Origin of the sequence: Melittangium boletus DSM 14713 (assembly GCF_002305855.1) — a bacterium.
GTDB classification, from domain to species: Bacteria; Myxococcota; Myxococcia; order Myxococcales; family Myxococcaceae; genus Cystobacter; species Cystobacter boletus.
The window spans coordinates 7,226,024-7,242,539 of the sequence record NZ_CP022163.1; the positions used below are offsets into that span (position 1 = coordinate 7,226,024).

At 69.1% G+C, this 16,516-nt stretch carries 19 protein-coding genes; 7 read left to right on the forward strand and 12 right to left on the reverse strand.

Annotation, left to right across the window (positions count from 1 at the left end; translation table 11 throughout):
* Positions 1-77: 77 nt before the first annotated feature.
* The 11 genes from phoU to MEBOL_RS30015 form a co-directional block, all read right to left on the reverse strand.
* Positions 78-779: a phosphate signaling complex protein PhoU gene (gene phoU / locus MEBOL_RS29965; protein WP_095980642.1), complete on the reverse strand. Its 702-nt coding sequence runs from the start codon at positions 777-779 to the stop codon at positions 78-80.
* A 19-nt stretch (positions 780-798) separates the two neighbouring features.
* Positions 799-1,542 carry a phosphate ABC transporter ATP-binding protein PstB gene (gene pstB / locus MEBOL_RS29970; RefSeq protein ID WP_218920966.1) on the reverse strand — a complete coding sequence of 248 codons (744 nt, stop codon included), beginning with the start codon at positions 1,540-1,542 and terminating at the stop codon, positions 799-801.
* A 44-nt stretch (positions 1,543-1,586) separates the two neighbouring features.
* The gene (gene pstA / locus MEBOL_RS29975) at positions 1,587-2,498 is read right to left on the reverse strand and encodes a phosphate ABC transporter permease PstA (RefSeq protein WP_095980644.1); all 912 of its coding nucleotides are present in this window, start codon (positions 2,496-2,498) and stop codon (positions 1,587-1,589) included.
* Positions 2,495-3,493: a phosphate ABC transporter permease subunit PstC gene (gene pstC / locus MEBOL_RS29980; RefSeq protein WP_245918959.1), complete on the reverse strand. Its 999-nt coding sequence runs from the start codon at positions 3,491-3,493 to the stop codon at positions 2,495-2,497. The genes pstA and pstC overlap by 4 nt, the downstream gene beginning before the upstream one ends.
* Positions 3,494-3,556: 63 nt before the next feature.
* Positions 3,557-4,378, reverse strand: a complete 822-nt coding sequence (locus tag MEBOL_RS29985; RefSeq protein ID WP_095980646.1) for a phosphate ABC transporter substrate-binding protein — start codon at positions 4,376-4,378, stop codon at positions 3,557-3,559.
* A 91-nt stretch (positions 4,379-4,469) separates the two neighbouring features.
* Complete coding sequence (locus tag MEBOL_RS29990) at positions 4,470-5,159, reverse strand: response regulator (protein WP_095980647.1); 690 nt, start codon at positions 5,157-5,159, stop codon at positions 4,470-4,472.
* A gap of 75 nt (positions 5,160-5,234) precedes the next feature.
* Positions 5,235-6,179, reverse strand: a complete 945-nt coding sequence (locus MEBOL_RS29995; RefSeq protein ID WP_095980648.1) for a metallophosphoesterase family protein — start codon at positions 6,177-6,179, stop codon at positions 5,235-5,237.
* A gap of 12 nt (positions 6,180-6,191) precedes the next feature.
* Positions 6,192-7,565: a sensor histidine kinase gene (locus tag MEBOL_RS30000; RefSeq protein ID WP_095980649.1), complete on the reverse strand. Its 1,374-nt coding sequence runs from the start codon at positions 7,563-7,565 to the stop codon at positions 6,192-6,194.
* A 1-nt stretch (position 7,566) separates the two neighbouring features.
* On the reverse strand, positions 7,567-8,247 hold the full coding sequence (locus MEBOL_RS30005) for a winged helix-turn-helix domain-containing protein (RefSeq protein WP_095983091.1): 681 nt from the start codon (positions 8,245-8,247) through the stop codon (positions 7,567-7,569).
* 95 nt (positions 8,248-8,342) lie between these two features.
* Entirely contained in the window at positions 8,343-8,843 is a 501-nt protein-coding gene (locus MEBOL_RS30010; protein ID WP_095980650.1) for a hypothetical protein, read from the reverse strand.
* Positions 8,840-9,742 (reverse strand): tetratricopeptide repeat protein, encoded by a 903-nt coding sequence (locus MEBOL_RS30015; protein ID WP_095980651.1) that lies wholly within the window; start codon positions 9,740-9,742, stop codon positions 8,840-8,842. Before MEBOL_RS30015 ends, MEBOL_RS30010 begins: the two co-directional genes overlap by 4 nt.
* 165 nt (positions 9,743-9,907) lie before the next feature.
* Here MEBOL_RS30015 and MEBOL_RS30020 point away from each other — a divergent pair, with 165 nt between their 5' ends.
* Entirely contained in the window at positions 9,908-10,486 is a 579-nt protein-coding gene (locus MEBOL_RS30020; RefSeq protein ID WP_095980652.1) for a YceD family protein, read from the forward strand.
* Between the two features lie 119 nt (positions 10,487-10,605).
* On the opposite strand, the gene rpmF is transcribed toward MEBOL_RS30020, so the two are convergent.
* Entirely contained in the window at positions 10,606-10,794 is a 189-nt protein-coding gene (gene rpmF, locus MEBOL_RS30025) for a 50S ribosomal protein L32 (protein ID WP_095980653.1), read from the reverse strand.
* 191 nt (positions 10,795-10,985) lie between these two features.
* Here rpmF and plsX point away from each other — a divergent pair, with 191 nt between their 5' ends.
* From plsX to fabF, 6 genes are all read left to right on the forward strand, one after another.
* Positions 10,986-12,050 (forward strand): phosphate acyltransferase PlsX, encoded by a 1,065-nt coding sequence (gene plsX / locus MEBOL_RS30030; protein WP_095980654.1) that lies wholly within the window; start codon positions 10,986-10,988, stop codon positions 12,048-12,050.
* A 48-nt stretch (positions 12,051-12,098) separates the two neighbouring features.
* Entirely contained in the window at positions 12,099-13,082 is a 984-nt protein-coding gene (locus MEBOL_RS30035) for a beta-ketoacyl-ACP synthase III (RefSeq protein WP_095980655.1), read from the forward strand.
* A 28-nt stretch (positions 13,083-13,110) separates the two neighbouring features.
* Positions 13,111-14,049, forward strand: a complete 939-nt coding sequence (fabD, locus tag MEBOL_RS30040; protein WP_095980656.1) for an ACP S-malonyltransferase — start codon at positions 13,111-13,113, stop codon at positions 14,047-14,049.
* A gap of 1 nt (position 14,050) precedes the next feature.
* Entirely contained in the window at positions 14,051-14,797 is a 747-nt protein-coding gene (gene fabG / locus MEBOL_RS30045; RefSeq protein ID WP_095980657.1) for a 3-oxoacyl-[acyl-carrier-protein] reductase, read from the forward strand.
* A 104-nt stretch (positions 14,798-14,901) separates the two neighbouring features.
* Positions 14,902-15,144, forward strand: a complete 243-nt coding sequence (acpP, locus tag MEBOL_RS30050; protein ID WP_095980658.1) for an acyl carrier protein — start codon at positions 14,902-14,904, stop codon at positions 15,142-15,144.
* A 78-nt stretch (positions 15,145-15,222) separates the two neighbouring features.
* Positions 15,223-16,479: a beta-ketoacyl-ACP synthase II gene (fabF, locus tag MEBOL_RS30055; RefSeq protein ID WP_095980659.1), complete on the forward strand. Its 1,257-nt coding sequence runs from the start codon at positions 15,223-15,225 to the stop codon at positions 16,477-16,479.
* The last annotated feature ends 37 nt before the right edge of the window (positions 16,480-16,516 follow it).

Sequence of the window (16,516 nt, forward strand, 5' to 3'; positions counted from 1 at the left end):
TACGGACCACATATGAAGACTTCATGAAGCCGCCGTGACGTCGCGGGGACACCTTCGTCCCTCGGGTGTCAGGCCGTTCAGCGACGGGACGAGCCGGGCGGGAGATTGCGGCTGCGCGGGTGGCGGATGTCCGTGCCGCGCACCATGTAGATGACCATCTCCGCCACGTTGGTGGCGTGATCTCCGATGCGCTCCAGATGCTTGGCGATGAACATCAACGCCGTGGCGCGGCGGATGTTCTTCGAGTCCTCCATCATGTAGCCGAGCAGCTCGTTGAAGATCTTCAGGTAGAGGGCATCCAGGTGATCATCTTCCTTGAGCACTTCCTCGGCCTTGGCCGTGTCCGAGGAGACGAAGGAGTCCAGGGCCTTCTTCACCTGGTGCTGGGCCAGCTCCGCGAGCCGGGGCGTGTCCACATAGGCCTTGAGGGGTGGGGTCTGATTGAGATCCTTGGCCCGCTCGGCGATGTTCACCGCCAGGTCGCCGATGCGCTCCAGGTCGGTCACGATCTTCAGGGCGGTGGTGATGAGGCGCAGATCGCTCGCGGCCGGCTGGCGCAGCGCGAGGATGCGGCGGCACGCCTCGTCGATCTCCACCTCCAGGAGGTTGACCTCCTTGTCTCCCTGGGCGACCTCCTCGGCGAGCGGCGTGTCCCGCTCCATGAGCGCGCGCATGCTGTCGGCGATGAGCGCTTCCACCTTGGCGCCCATGGCCAGCAGCTTCTCGCGCAAGTCCCTGAGATCCGCCTCGAACGCCTTGTCCGTATGCACTGACGGCATGTGCCGCTCTCCCCCCGGGTCAGCCGAACTTCCCGGTGACGTAGTCTTCGGTGCGCTTCTCGCGCGGATTGGTGAAGATGTTCTCGGTTGGCCCGCACTCCACCAGCTCCCCCATGTAGAAGAAAGCGGTGCGCTCGCTCACCCGCGCGGCCTGCTGCATGTTGTGGGTGACGATGGCGATGGTGTAGCGGGCCTTGAGCTCGTAGATGAGCTCCTCGATCTTCGCCGTGGCGATGGGATCCAGGGCGCTCGCGGGCTCGTCCATGAGGAGCACCTCGGGTTCGATCGCCAGGGCGCGCGCGATGCACAGGCGCTGCTGCTGGCCGCCGGACAGGCCCAGGGCACTGTCGTCGAGACGGTCCTTCACCTCGTCCCAGAGCGCCGCGCCTTGAAGCGACTTCTCCACCCGGGCGGCGAGCGCCGCCTTGTCCTTCATCCCCCCCACGCGCAGACCGTAGGCCACGTTCTCGAAGATGCTCTTGGGGAAGGGGTTGGACTTCTGGAAGACCATGCCCACGCGGCGGCGCAGGTCCACCACGTCCACGTTCCGGTCGTGGATGCTCGTGCCGTCCAGGAGCACGGTGCCCTCGTGGCTGGCGCCGGAGATGAGATCGTTCATCCGGTTGAGCGAGCGCAGGAAGGTGGACTTGCCGCAGCCCGAGGGGCCGATGAGCGCCGTCACCTGGTGCTCGGGCAGGGTGAGGCTCACCGACTTCACGGCCACCTTGGCGCCATAGCGCAGGGTGAGCGCGCGGGATTCCATCTTGATGCGCGCGGTGGGGGAGGACTGGGGCATGGCGGAGACGCTCAGTGGGCCGCGGCGGCGCGCCGGCGGGTGCGGGCGCGGATGAGCACCGCGACGAGGTTGAGGGCGAAGGTGAGCGCGAGCAGCACCAGCACGGTGGCGTACAGCAGCGGCCGGGTGGCCTCCACGTCCGGCGACTGGGTGGCGAGCACGTACGAGTGATAGCCCAGGTGCATGAACTGGGAGTTGAGCGCGTGGGGCAGGTCCGGCAGGAAGTAGGCCGCGCCGGTGAAGAGGATGGGCGCCACCTCGCCCGCGCCGCGAGACACGGCGAGCACCGCGCCCGTGAGGATGCCCGGCAGCGCGCCCGGCAGCACCACCCGCATGAGCGTCTGGCTCTGCGTGGCCCCGAGGGCGAGGCTCGCCGTGCGGTGCTCCAGGGGCACCGCGCGCAGCGCTTCCTCCGTGGACACGATGACCACCGGCAGGGTGAGCACCGCCAGCGTGAGCGAGGCCCAGAGGATGCCTGGCTGGGCCCAATGCAGCTCCTGGTAGCCGAGCAGCCGATCGAGGCTGCCTCCCACGAAGTGGATGAAGAAGCCCACGCCGAACAGGCCGAAGACGATGGAGGGCACGCCCGCCAGGTTGACGACGGCCACGCGCACCGCCCGGGCCAGGAGCGAGCCCGGCGGCGCGTACTCGTGCAGGTACACCGCCGTGAGCACGCCCACCGGCATCACCGCGAGCGTCATCAGCAGGGTGAGCGCCGCCGTGCCGTAGAGCGCCGGGAAGATGCCTCCGCCCATCATGCCGTCCGAGGGCGGCTCGGTGAGGAAGCGCCAGGACACCGTGCCGATGCCCCCGCGCACCACGTCCAGGAAGATGACGGCCAGCAGCGCCACGATGAGGAGCGCGGCGAGGCCCGTGAGGGACGTGAGCGCTCCGCCCACGCCTCGGCGCCAGGAGAGCTTCATGCGCCCGCTCCCGACAAACGCTTGAGGACCCGGCGGGTCCAGGTGTTCGCCAGCATGTTGAGGAGGAAGGTGAAGACGAAGAGCTCCACCCCGATGAAGAAGAGCAGCGAATAGTGGGGGCTGCCCACCACCACCTCGCCCATCTCCGCGGCGATGGTGGCCGACAGCGTGCGCACCGAGTCCGACAGGGAGGCCGAGACGATGGCCGCGTTGCCCGAGGCCATCAGGACGATCATCGTCTCGCCGATGGCCCGGCCGAAGCCCAGCACGCACGCGGCGAGGATGCCCGGGGCGGCCGCGGGCAGCACCACCTTCCAGGCCGTCTCCCAGGGCGTCGCGCCGAGCGCCAGCGACGCCTCGCGGTAGCTGCGCGGCACCGCCGTGAGCGCGTCCTCCGCCACGGTGAAGATGACGGGGACGATCGCGAGCGACAGGCCCAGCCCCGCCACCAGCGCGTTGAGCCGCGAGCCCAGCCCGAACGTGTCCTGCATGAAGCTGGCGAACACCATCAGCGCCACGAAGCCCAGCACCACCGAGGGAATGCCCGCGAGCATCTCGATGGTGGGCTTGAGCAGCTCGCGCAGCCGCCGGGACGCGAACTCGGCCACGAACAGCGCGGCCGCCACGCCCACCGGCACCGCCACCAGCATGGACACGAGCGTCGTCTTCAGCGTGCCGATGAAGAGCGGAATCATGCTCACCTTGGGCACCGACGACACCGGCTGCCAGACGAAGGCCGGGGGCTTGCCCGCGCGCACCACCTGCGGCAGGAACATCTTCGACGGGCTCGCCTCGTGGCGGGCCTCGGCGTCGAGGAAGAGCCCCAGCGCCTCCTTGGCCACGAAGACGAGGATGAGCACCAGCGCCGCGATGCCCGTGAAGGCCATGGCCGTGATGATGCCGGCGATGACCTTCTCGCGCAGTTGTCTGCGCCGGGCCGCGGAGGAGAGCCGCGGCGCCACCGCCGCCGTTCCCACGAGTCCCTGACCCTGCATGCTGACCTGTCTATCCATCTTTGCCTCGGGGCCCGTGTGACAATCGCGTGACGCCTGGGCGGACTACTTCACCGGGAAGTAGCCCACCTGGGTGGCGAGCGCCTGGCCCTCGGGCGAGAGGATGAAGTCGATGAAGGCCTTGGCGTCCCCGGTGGGCTGGGTGCGCAGGTAGAAGTACAGCTCGCGCGAGAGGGGGTACTTGCCGCTCTGGATGTTCTCCGCGCTCGGGGAGATGGCCTCCTTGCCCTGGAGGACCTTGAGCTCCTTGACGCCCTTGGCGTAGGCGGCGCCGCCGTAGCCGATGCCGTTCTTCTCCTTGGCCACCGCGTTCACCACCGCGGCGGTGCCCGGCAGCGTCTGGGCGCTGGCGGTATAGTCCTCGCCCTTGAGCAGGTGATCCTTCACGAACACGTAGGTACCCGAGGAGTTCTCGCGCGAGTAGACGACCAGGGGCGCGTCCGCGCCGCCCACGTCCTTCCAGCTCGTCACGTCGCCCAGGTAGATGTCGCGCAGCTGCTCCGCGGTGAGCGCGTCGAGCTTGTTGGACTCGTGGACGTAGAAGGTGACGCCGTCCTTGGCCACGGCGATCTGCGTGGCGGGGGACTTGGAGCGGGCGCGCAGCTTCTCGTTCTCGGCGTCCTTGATGGGCCGGCTGGACATGGCGATGTCGGTGGTGCCGTTGACGAGCGCCGCCAGGCCCACGCCCGAGCCTCCGCCCGTCACCTGGAGCTTGATGGAGGGGTTCTTCTTCATGAACGCCTCGGCCCAGCGCTGGCCGAGGATGACGAGGGTGTCCGAGCCCTTCACGGTGACCGTGCCCGCGCGAGCGGCGCCCGGCAGGAGGAGCAGCAGCACCGCGGTGAGCGAGGCGATGAACGTCTTCATGGAAGGTGTCCTGGGGAAGGAGAGACGGTGTGGCTCTACGGGACTCACATGGCCATTCGAGGGCCACGGTGTGACAAATGCGTCACGGGGCTCAGGCCTCTCCTGGCTCGACGAGGCGGTAGCCGACCCCTCGTACCGTCTCCAGATAGGCCCGGGCGGAGCCGAGCTTGTCGCGCAGGCGCATGATGTGCGTGTCGATGGTGCGCGTCTCCAGGTGGCTGGACAGCCCCCACACCTCCTCGAGCAACAGCTCTCGCGACTGCACCCGGCCCATGCGCGATAACAGGTGCTCGAGGAGCTTGAACTCGAGCGCGGTGAGCACCACCTCCTTGCCGTCCACGAAGAAGCGGTGGGAGGAGGTGTCGAGCAGCAGGGGGCCGAGCCGGAGCGCGACGGACTCCTCCCGGCTCGAGCCTCCCCGGCGCAGGATGGCCTTGAGCCGCAGGACGAGCTCCCGGACGCTGAAGGGCTTGGTGACGTAGTCGTCGGCCCCCACCTCGAAGCCCCGCACCCGGTCCGTCTCCTCGCCCTTGGCGGTGAGCATGACGACGAGCACATCCCGCGTGGGCGGGGTGGTGCGCAGTTGGCGGCACACGTCCACGCCGGACATGTCCGGCAACATCACGTCCAGGAGGACGACATCCGTGGGCTGCTCGCGGGCGGCCGACAGCGCGGCCTCTCCCGTGGACGCGACCCGGGTGGAGAAGCCGGCGGCGCGCAGATTGAAGTCGATGAGCTCGGCGAGGTCCTGCTCATCATCGACGATGAGGATGTGGGGCATGACGGTGGCCCACTCTGGGCCGCACCGTTCGCGGTGCCGTGGCACCCGTGCGACAAGTTCGTGACATCGACCCGGCTAGCCGTCGAGATCCTGTGCCACGGCCAGGGGAAGCGGCTCCTCGTCGATGGGCAGGGGCGCTCCCTCCTCGGAGTCGGCCGAGCGCAGGGCCGCGGGGTCCACCGCGGGCAATTCGATCGGCGTGGGCCGGTGGGGGAGGTTGGAGCCGGGGGGCGGGCGCAGCACCGGACCGGGCGGCGGCAGCCCCGAGTGGCGGCGCGCGGCCTCCATCAACGCCTTGTGGTGGCGGTAGCGCGCCTCCACGAGCTTGTGGATGAGGAGCGGACCCCCGGGCACGCGGCGCGCGGTGAGCGCCTGGGTGGCCTTGCGCACCGGATAGCGCACCCGGCGGATCTGCACGCGCCAGCCCCGGGGCGTGAAGGTGAAGACGCCGTAGGCGGGGCGCAGGTCTCCGTCCCGGGGGATGCCGGCGCTGGCCACGTCGGCGATCAGCAGCCGGCCCACGCGGCGGCGGTAGGGGAAGTGCAGGTGGCCGAACGCCACCGCGGCCGCGTCCAGGTTCTGGAAGTAGCGGCGCACGGTGTTCTCGTCCAGCGTGGGGTCCAGCGAGTCCTCGAGGTTGCGCGGGTTGGCGTGGCAGACGAAGAGGTCCTGCCCGCGGCGAGGCGAGTAGCGCGTGGAGAAGGGCATGGAGCCCAGGCGCTTGAGCCACGCCTCCCCGAGTTGATCCCGGGACCACTGCAACAGCTCCGTCTTCCAGTGGTCGCGCTCGCGGTAGGCGCCCCCCAGGTAGTTACCGGCGAGGTAGCAGTCGGTGTTGCCCATGATGAGGGCGTGACAGCGATCGAAGAGCAGCTCCACCGTTTCGCGCGGGTGCGCGCCGCGCAGGGCGAGATCGCCGGCGGCCACGATGTAGTCGGGCGCGACACGGGCGATGTCCTCGAGGACCGCCTCGCAGGCAGGGAGGTTGCCGTGTATGTCGGCGAGGATTGCGACCCGCATGGATGCCGCATCCTAACCCGCGGATGCATCCGAGGGCACCGCCGCTGGAAGTAAAATCGTAAAGGTAGAGCCCTCGTTCGGTTGGCTTTCGACCCGGACCTCGCCCCCCATGGCGCCGAGCAGGTGCTTGACGATGGACAGGCCCAGGCCCGTGCCCCCCATGTCCCGGCTGCGGCCCTTGTCCACCCGGTAGAAGCGCTCGAAGATGCGCGCCAGGTGCCTCGCCTCGATGCCGACCCCGCTGTCGCTCACGTGCACCACGCAGCGCCCGTCCTCCTGCCCGCCCGTCACCGTCACCCGGCCTCCCTCGGGCGTGTACTTCACCGCGTTGTCCAGGAGGTTGAGCAGCACCTGCTCCAGCCCTCGCTCGTCGCCCCGGGCCTGGAGATCCGGGGGAACATTCAATTCCAGGGAAATGCGTTTGCCCTGGGCCTTGTGCCGGACCGCCTCGGCCGCCCGGGAGGCCGCCACCGCGAGCGGCACGTCCTGGAGCCTGAGCTTCACTTCGCGTGACTCCAACCGGGACAGCTCGAGCAGATCCTCGACGAGCTCCGACAGCCGCTCGGATTGACGGTGGATGATGTCCACCATCTTCGTCGCGACCTGGGGGTTGGCCAGGGCCCCGGACTGGAGGGTTTCCGCGTAGCCGCGGATGGCGGTGATGGGGGTGCGCAGCTCGTGGGAGACGTTGGCGACGAAGTCCTTGCGCACCTTCTCCAGGTGGCGCAGCTCGGTGACGTCGTGGAAGACGGCGGCGCTGCCGGGCAGGTCTCCGCCCAGCGGCGTCACCCGGATGGCGAGCGTGCGCGACAGCACGTCATCCAGCGTCAGCTCCAGGCGGGTGGAGGCGCCCTCGTGGCAGGCCCGGTGCACGGCCTCGTTGAGCGAGCCATGGCGCAGCAGCGTCAGCGGACGCTGGCCGATGATGTCCCCGGTGGACAGGAGCATGCCGCGCAGCGCGTCGTTGTGGCGCACCACGGTGCCCTCGACGTCCGTCACCCAGATGCCCTCGGCCATGCCGTCCAGCACGGCGGTGAGGGTGCGTGCTTCCTGGAGGTGGCCGGCGTTGAGCGTGGCGTGCCGCTGGTGCAGTGCGTCGAGGGTGCGCTGGAGGAGCGCCACCTCCTCGAGCTCCTCCTCGTCGGGAGGGGGCGAGGGCGTGGTGGCGGGGGCGGGGACTTCCTCGGGGCGGGTGAGCGCCCGCTGGGCGAGTTCGGAGAGGCGCCGCTGGAGCAGGCCGCGCGCCGCCACCAGCGTCAGCCCGGAGCCGAGCAGGGTGGAGAGCGAGACATAGACGGCGTCCATGTTCCAGCCCAGCAGCAGGAACAGCACGAGCGCCACCAGGGCCGGAGCCAGCAGCGCGAGCAGGTAGGGGCGCGGAGGCATTTCAGGGAGGGGTGAGTTTGTAGCCCACGCCGCGCACCGTCTCGATGATGTCGCCCGCGGGGCCGAGCTTCTCGCGCAGGCGCTTGATGTGCGTGTCCACCGTGCGCGTGTGGATCTCCGCCTGGATGCCCCACACGTCCGAGAGCAGCACCTCGCGCGTCTGCACGCGCTCGGTGCGCTCCATCAACGTGCGCAGCAGCCGGAACTCCAGCGCGGTCAGGGCCACCTCCTGGCCCCTGGCGCGCACCTGGTGCCGCGTGGTGTCGAGCTGGATGTCCCCGGCGGACAGCTGCGCGGGCTCTCCCTCCTCCAGGTCCGAGCGCCGCAGCACGGCCTTGACCCGCAGGAGCAGCTCGCGCACGGAGAAGGGCTTCACCACGTAGTCATCCGCGCCCAGCTCCAGGCCCTGGATGCGATCGGACTCCTGGCCCTTGGCGCTGACGATGATGACCGGCACCTTGCGCAGCTCGGTGTCGCTCTTGAACAGGCGCAGCACCTCGCTGCCCGCGAGGTCCGGCAACATCAAATCCAGCAGCAACAGGTCCGGCAGGTTCGCGCGCGCCCGGGCCAGGCCGCTCGCGCCCGAGCCCACCGCTTCCGCCTCGAACCCCGCGGCCCGCAGGTTGTACTCCACCAGTCCGGCCAGATCCTGCTCGTCCTCGATGATCAGGATGCGTGCCATCATTCCTCCCGGCTTCCAGCTTTCACCCCGCCTGGACTAGCAGAGACGCCGTGTCGGCTGAATGAAGGGGATGTGACGCCTTCGTGACAAAACCCTCAAGGGGGGAAGGTGGGATCGCAATCGACGGCCGCGAGGGTGATGGGGGCGGCGATGAGGGGATCGTTGCGAGGGCTGACGGCGCCCAGGTAGTTGCAGGAGCTGCCGAGGAAGCGCGGCGGGCTGGTGCGCGAGAGCGCCTCGATGATGACGACGTAGTCGCGGCCCACGGGGATGTTCACGCCCAGCTCCTGGACGCCCTCCGAGAGCTTGGTGGGAAAGAGCAGCGCGCGCCCCGTCTTGCCCGCGGTGTCCTGGATGACGAGCGGCTCGTTCGCCTTCACCTGCTGCTGCACGCACGAGCGCTGCAGGTCGACGCACCGGCGCGAGCGCCCGTCCGGCAGCACCACCACCTGGAAGGAGCCCAGCTCATCGGCGACGGCTTGCTCCATGACCAGCTCCAGGCCCAGGTGCTCGCCCACGGACTCGGGCGGGGCACCACAACCCGAGGCGGCGAGGGCGGCGGCCAGCAGGACGAGTCGGAAGGGATGTGGGCTCATGGGTTGACGCGGACGGTGATGGGGACGAGGGCCCGGTTGTCGGAGGTGGCGTACACGACGGCGCCCGCGGTGCCCGCCACGGCGACCGCGCCCACCGCGACCCAGAGCCAGGGGCTCTTGTACCAGGGGCGCTCGCTCACCGTGGCGACCGCGCCGGCCTCGGGCAGGACCTGGAAGATGAGCGGATTGAAGGCGTCACCCCGGCCCGCGAGCCGCCGCTGGGCCGCGTCCGCCACCTCGAAGTAGTACTCCACCTCATAGGCGGCGGAGCTGGGGGGCAGCTCATAGGCGGGCAGGGTGGCGACGAAGTGCTCCTTGTTCGCCCGATCCCTCGTGAAGTCCACCGAGCTGTAGGCTTGCGCGCCCGCGCGCCGGTAGAAGAGGCGTGCCCGCGCCCCGAGCGCCATGTCCGTGATGCGCGCCTCCGCCACCACGGGCTCGCGCCCCTCGGAGTCCGGAATGGGGTCCACCTGGAGGGTGACGGGCCGCACGCGCCGGTTCTTGATGTCCTCCTTGATGCGCGCGTAGAGGGCGCGGATCTTCGGCGGCGCGGTGCGCGGCAGCTCGTAGTCCGGCCGCGCCTGCAGGAGCATTTCGTAGGCCTCGCGCGCCCGGGCCTCGTCTCCCAGGTACAGGGACGTGACCCCGAGCAGCCGGTAGAGCTCCACGAGCTGGTCGTCCGTGACGTCCGGGGCGTCGAGTCCGGCCTCCAGGGTTCGGACCGCCTCCTCGAATTCGCCGTCCTCGATCTGCTCCTGCGCGCGCGCGATCTCCGGGCGCGCCGGGGCCGTCTGGAACAAGAGCGGCCGAGGGAAAAGGGGTTTAGCCAGCGAGGCGCCAGGGATCAGCAGGCTCGCCATCAAGATGCTCGCCACCACGCGATACCGCTGCACGTCCATTGGCCGCTACCCTAGCAGACGAACGGGCCCTCCTCCACTTTGGGTGTAGTGCTCATGCAACGGCGCGGCGTCTGGCGCATCCATGGGAGTTCAGGTGCGTTGACTGCGGGGGAACGGCTCCCCATGATGCGCGCCCCTTTTTGGACAGGAAGAGACGCCGTGGCGATGCGCGTAAAGATTGAAGAGATTCGGGACCAAGGGCTCCAGCTCAACGAGTCGCTGAGCCTGGAACAGCTCGGCACCGCGCTCGAGGGGTCGGGCTTCCGGGCCACCGAGCCCCTGGCGTTCTCGGCGGACCTGCGCAAGGTGAGCGGGGGCGTGCTGCTCAACGGCAAGTTCACCGAGCGCGTGATGACGCAGTGCAAGCGCTGCCTCGCCGACGCGACGCTGGCGCTGCCGGTGTCCTTCACCCTCAACCTCGTGCCCGAGTCCCTGGCCCGGGCCGAGGACGTGCTGGACGAGAAGGAAGTGGAGGAGAAGGACCGCGGCCAGGGTGAGTCGGGGGGCTCCTTCACCATGGATGACACGGACGAGGAGCTCTTCGATGGCAAGGTCATCGACCTGGAGCCCATCGTGCGCGAGCAGGTGCTGCTGGCCCTGCCGATGAACGCCGTGTGCCGGGAGGACTGCCAGGGCCTGTGCGCCCAGTGCGGCCAGAACCTCAATGAGAAGCAGTGCGGCTGCGAGGTGAAGTTCGTGGACCCTCGCCTCGAGGTGCTCAAGAACTTCAAGCTCAAGAGCTGAGGCGCCCTCCGCCCCCGTCCTCGGGACGGGGGCCTGGCGCCCGGTGCGGAAAATGGAAAGGCCGCCCCTCATCGAGAGGGAGCGGCCTTTTGACCTTCCAGCGAAGCTGGAGCCCGGGACTATCCCTGGGCGGCGGGGATCGTCTCGCGGCCCTTGTAGTAGCCGCAGGCGCCGCAGGCGCGGTGGGGAAGCACGGGCTCGCTGCACTTGCCGCACTTGATCACCTGCACCGCGCTCCGCAGGTTGTTGTTGGCCGCCCGGCGGCGGTCACGACGCATCTTGGACGTACGCTTCTTGGGAACACCCACGGCTCACCTCTATATCGTCACGGCCGAGGTTTCCGGAGATGTTCTCACCAGACCCGACCGGCAAAAGCTTGGAAGGCGGCGGACCCTAGCCGCTCGGGACGTGTGAGTCAACGCGCCAATCGGGATCATCGCTCACCCGCCTGTTCTTAACCCCCCCGGCTCCGGGGCGTCCATGGAAGGATGCGCCCGCGATGAGGCTCGTCCTGGATGCGATGGGGGGTGATCACGCCCCCGAGGCCCCCGTGCGAGGCGCCGTCCTGTTCGCCCGGGAGCGCCCGGAGCACGAGGTGGTGCTGGTGGGAGATCCGGCGCGCCTGCGCGACTCCCTGTCCCGAGGGGGAGGCGTCCCGGGCAATGTGCACCTGCATCCCGCCTCCCAGGTGGTGGACATGGGCGATCAGGCCTTCTCCGCCATCCGCCGCAAGCGGGATTCCTCCCTCCGGGTGGGCTTCGAACTCGTGCGCCGGGGCGAGGCCGCGGCGCTCGTGTCGGCGGGGCACTCGGGCGCGGTGATGGCGGGGGCGCTGCTCGTGCTCGGCCGCCTGCCGGGGGTGGATCGTCCGGCGATCGCCACCCTCCTGCCGGCCCTCAAGGGGAGCGGGCGCTGTCTGCTGTTGGACTCGGGCGCCAACGTGGAGTGCCGGCCCGAACACCTCGCCCAGTGGGCGGTGCTCGGCAGTGCCTATGTGCGAGCCCGTCTGGGCCTGCCACGTCCCCGGGTGGCCGTGCTCTCCAACGGGGAGGAGCCCTCCAAGGGGACCGTCCTGACCCGGAAGGCCGCCGAGCTGCTGCGCGCCTCGGATCTGAACTTCGTGGGCTACGCGGAGGGGAGGGATCTCTTCTCCGGGGACGTGGAGGTGGTTGTCACCGACGGCTTCACGGGCAACGTGGTGCTCAAGGCCTCCGAGGGCGTGGCCGCGGGGATGACGGGCATTCTCCGCTCGGCCATCGAGCGGCGCGGGGGCCTGTCGGAGAAACTGGGGGCCCTGCTCTTGCGGCCCACGTTCGCGGGCCTCAAGAAGATGGTGGACTACGCGGAGCATGGCGGGGCGCCGTTGCTCGGAATCCAGGGCGTTGGAATCGTGGCCCACGGCCGCAGCTCGCCCCGGGCGCTGCAACAGGCCCTGGAAGCGGCCCTCCAGACGGCCCAGGTGGGCGGACACGCCGAGTTGACGCGGTGCATCGCCCAAGCCGCCGCCTGGCTTCCCGTCCGCCAGAGGGGAAAGAGAGCGACAGGGGAGACTCTTTCCGATTAGAGAGCGCGCGCGAGACGTTCGTGTTCCGAGATACCAACTGGGGGATACGTGGCGCGCACGCAGATCATCGGAACGGGTTCCTACGCACCGGAGAAGGTCCTGACCAACGCCGATCTGGAGAAGATCGTCGACACGTCGGACGCCTGGATCACCGAGCGTACGGGCATCCGGGAGCGCCGGTTGGCGGCGCCCGGTGAGGCCACCAGCGACATGGCCGTGCGAGCCGCCCAACGGGCGCTGGAGCAGGCCGGTGTGCGGCCCGAGGAGCTGGACCTCATCGTGGTGGGGACCGTCACGGCGGACATGCCCATGCCCTCCTGCGCGGCGCTCGTGCAGGCGAAGCTGGGGGCGCGGCGGGCCTTCGCCTTCGACGTGGCGGCGGCCTGCGCCGGAGCGCTCTATGCCCTGTCGGTGGCCGACCAGTTCATCCGCACCGGCCAGGTCAAGCGCGCGCTGGTGATTGGCGCCGAGCTGCTCAGCCGCGCGCTCAACTGGGAGGATCGCAACACGTGCGTGCTCTTCGGGGATGGCGCGGGGGCCCTGGTGATCGCGCCCACCGAGGACCCGGAGCGGGGCCTGTTGTCCACCCACCTGTACACGGATGGCACCTTCGCGGACATCCTCGCCATCCCGGGGGGAGGCAGCCTCCATCCTCCGAGCGAGCGGGTGCTCGAGGAGCGGCTGCACACGGTGCACATGAATGGCCGCGAGGTATTCAAGTTCGCGGTGCGTGCCCTGGCGGAGTCCACCCACACGGCGCTCAAGGCCAATGGACTGCACCCGCGGGACGTGGCGCACGTCATCGCCCATCAGGCCAACGTCCGCATCATCGAGTCCGTGATGCAGCGGTTGGAAATGCCCATCGAGAAGTGCTGGCTGAACCTGGGCGAATACGGCAATACGTCCTCCGCCTCCCTGCCCATGACGCTCGATGAGGCCCACCGCTCTGGCCGGCTCGAGTCGGGAGACGTGGTGGCGATGATGGCGATTGGCGCGGGGATGACGTGGGGCAGCGCGGTGATGCGCTGGTAGTCGATTCACGAGGGAGGGAGCACGCGACATGTCGAAGATCGCATTCGTCTTCCCCGGCCAGGGCAGCCAAGCCGTTGGCATGGGGAAGGACCTGTACGAGAAGTTTCCCGAGGCCCGGGCCGTCTTCGAGGCGGCCGATGAGGCGTTGGGCGAGAAGTTCACCCAGATCCTGTTCGAGGGCCCCGAGGCCTCGCTCAAGCTGACGGCCAACACGCAGCCGGCCATCCTCACCGTGTCGGTGGCGGCGCACGCCGTGTTCGCCTCGAAGCTGGGACTCACGCCCGCGTTCGTGGCGGGCCACTCGCTCGGCGAGTACTCGGCGCTGGTGGTGGCGGGCGCGCTGTCGCTGCCGGATGCCGTCCGGGCGGTGCGCGCGCGCGGCACCTTCATGCAGGAGGCGGTGCCCGAGGGCGTGGGCGCCATGTCCGCCATCCTCGGCCTGACTCCGGACAAGGTGAAGCAGGCGTGTGACGAGGCGGCCCAGGATCAGGTGGTGTCCCCCGCCAACTACAACTCGCCCGAGCAGACGGTCATCGCGGGCCATGCCCAGGCGGTGGAGCGGGCCGGGGCCCGGTGCAAGGAGCTGGGCGCCAAGCGCGTCATGCCCCTGCCCGTGTCCGCTCCCTTCCATTGCTCGCTGATGGATCCCGTCAAGCCGCGCCTGGGCGAGGTGCTCGCCCAGGTGAAGGTGAACGCTCCCAGCGTGCCGGTGGTGACGAACGTGGAGGCTCGCCCCAACGGTGACGCGGCGCGCGTGGTGCCGCTGCTCCTCGAGCAGGTCAGCTCCGTGGTGCGGTGGATCGAGTGCGTGGAGGCGCTCAAGGCCGAGGGCGTCACGCGCATCGTCGAGCTGGGACCGGGCAAGGTGCTCAGCGGGCTCACCAAGCGCATCACCAAGGACATCGAGTCGTTCAACGTGGAAGATTCCGCGAGCCTGGAGAAGGTCCTCGCGGCCCTGGGAGCTTGAGATGAGCGCGTTCAAGGACAAGGTGGTGATGGTGACGGGCGGCTCGCGGGGCATTGGCCGGGCCATCTCCGTGGCGTTCGCGAAGCAGGGGGCCACGGTGGTCATCGGCTACGCGGGCAATGACGCGGCGGCTCAGGAAGCGCTGGAGCTCGTGCGGGCCGTGGGCGCCCAGGGCGAGGTGGTGCGCTTCGACGTGGCGGACACCTCCGCGTGCGCCAGCGCCGTGGACGCCTGCGTCAAGACGCACGGCCGGCTGGACGTGCTCGTCAACAACGCGGGCATCTCCGTGGACGGACTCGTCATGCGCGTGAAGGACGAGGACTGGGACAAACAGTTGGACACCAACCTCCGGGGTGCCTTCGCCCTCATCCGCGCGGCCAGCCGCCCGATGATGAAGCAGAAGGGCGGCGCCATCATCAACCTCACCTCCGTGGTGGGGGAGATGGGCAACGGGGGGCAGGCGGCCTACTCGGCCTCCAAAGCTGGCCTCATCGGTCTGACCAAGTCCGTCGCCCGGGAGCTCGCCAGCCGCAACATCCGGGTGAACGCCGTCTCGCCGGGCTTCATCGCCACGGACATGACGTCCTACCTCGAGGGCGCGACGCGCGAGAAGATGGAGGGCGCCATCCCGCTGGGCCGCCTGGGCTCGGCCGAGGACGTGGCCAACGCCGTGTTGTTCCTGGCCGGTGACTCCGCCGCCTACATCACCGGAGAGGTCCTCAAGGTGAACGGCGGCATGTACATGTAGCCAAGGGTTGGATCGGCGCGGGGGCTGGAGTATACCGCGCCCGCCTTTACAGGGTCCGGGGAGTATGCTGGGCCGCCACGTGGTTTCCGGAGGATTCAATACCCATGACGACGTCTACAATCGAAGGCAAGATCAAGAGCATCATCGCCGACCAGCTGGGCGTGGGGGAGGAAGAGATCAAGCCAGAGGCCTCCTTCATCGAGGACCTGGGCGCCGACAGCCTCGACATCGTGGAGCTGGTGATGGCGATGGAGGAGGAGTTCGAGGTCGAGATCCCCGACGAGGAGGCCGAGAACATCAAGACGGTGGGCGACGCCATCAACTACGTCAACACCCACAAGAAGTAGGCATCAATCGTAGGGCCGGGGCGCGTGGGTTGCGCCCAGCGTTCCATCGTAGCAGCGCGGTAGGGAGTGGAGAGTCACGTGTCAAACCGTCGAGTCGTCATCACCGGTACCGGCATCCTCACGGCACTGGGCACCGGTACCGAGAAGAACTGGAAGGCGATGCTCGCCGGGCAGTCCGGTATCGCGAACATCACCCGCTTCGATGTGGGCAAGATCGACACCCGCTTCGCCGGTGAGGTGAAGGACTTCCAGCCCGAGCAGTTCATCGAGAAGCGCGAAGTGCGCCGGATGGACTTGTTCGCCCAGTTCGCGCTCGCGGCGGCCGAGATGGCCGTCAAGGAGAGCGGTCTGCCCATCGGGCCGGACGCTCCCCACGGCTACACGCCCGAGAAGGTGGGCGTCATCGTCGGCTCGGGCATTGGTGGCATCTCCTCGCTCGAGGAGCAGTACCGCAAGGGGGCCGAGAAGGGGTTCGATCGGCTCTCGCCCTTCTTCATCATCCAGATGATCATCAACATGGCGCCTGGCCTCATCTCCATGCGCTATGGGTGCAAGGGCCCCAACTGGTCGCCCGTGTCCGCCTGCGCCACCAGCGCGCACGCCATTGGCGAGGCGTGGAAGTCCATCCGCCTGGGCGAGTGCGACGCGGTCATCGCCGGCGGCGCCGAGGCGGCCATCACCCCGCTGGGCATGGGCGGCTTCTCCGTGATGAAGGCCCTGTCCAACTACAACGAGGATCCGTCTCGCGCGAGCCGTCCGTTCGACAAGGACCGGGATGGCTTCGTGATGGGCGAGGGCGCGGGCATCATCGTGCTCGAGGAGCTGGAGCACGCGAAGAAGCGCGGTGCCCGCATCCTGGCGGAGCTGGTGGGCTACGGGGCCAATTCGGACGCTCACCACGTGACGCAGCCCGCTCCGGAAGGCGAGGGCGCGGCGCGCTGCATGCGCCTGGCGCTCGCGTCCGCGGGGATGAACCCCGAGGACGTGGGCTACATCAACGCGCACGGCACCTCCACGCCCTTCAACGACGCCAACGAGACCAAGGCCATCAAGACGGTGTTCGGCGCGCACGCGAAGAAGCTTCCCGTGTCGTCCACCAAGTCCATGACGGGCCACATGCTGGGCGCGGCCGGTGGCGCAGAGGCCGTGGTGAGCGTGATGACGCTCCTGCACGGCATCATCCCGCCGACCATCAACTACGCCACGCCGGATCCGGACTGCGATCTCGACTACGTGCCCAACCAGGCGCGGGAGCAGCGCGTGAACGCGGTGATGAGCAATTCGTTTGGTTTTGGTGGCACCAACGCGGTGCTGCTGTTCAAACGCTTCCAGTAACACTGCCCGGGCCTCCCTTTCGGGGGCCCGTCGTGTG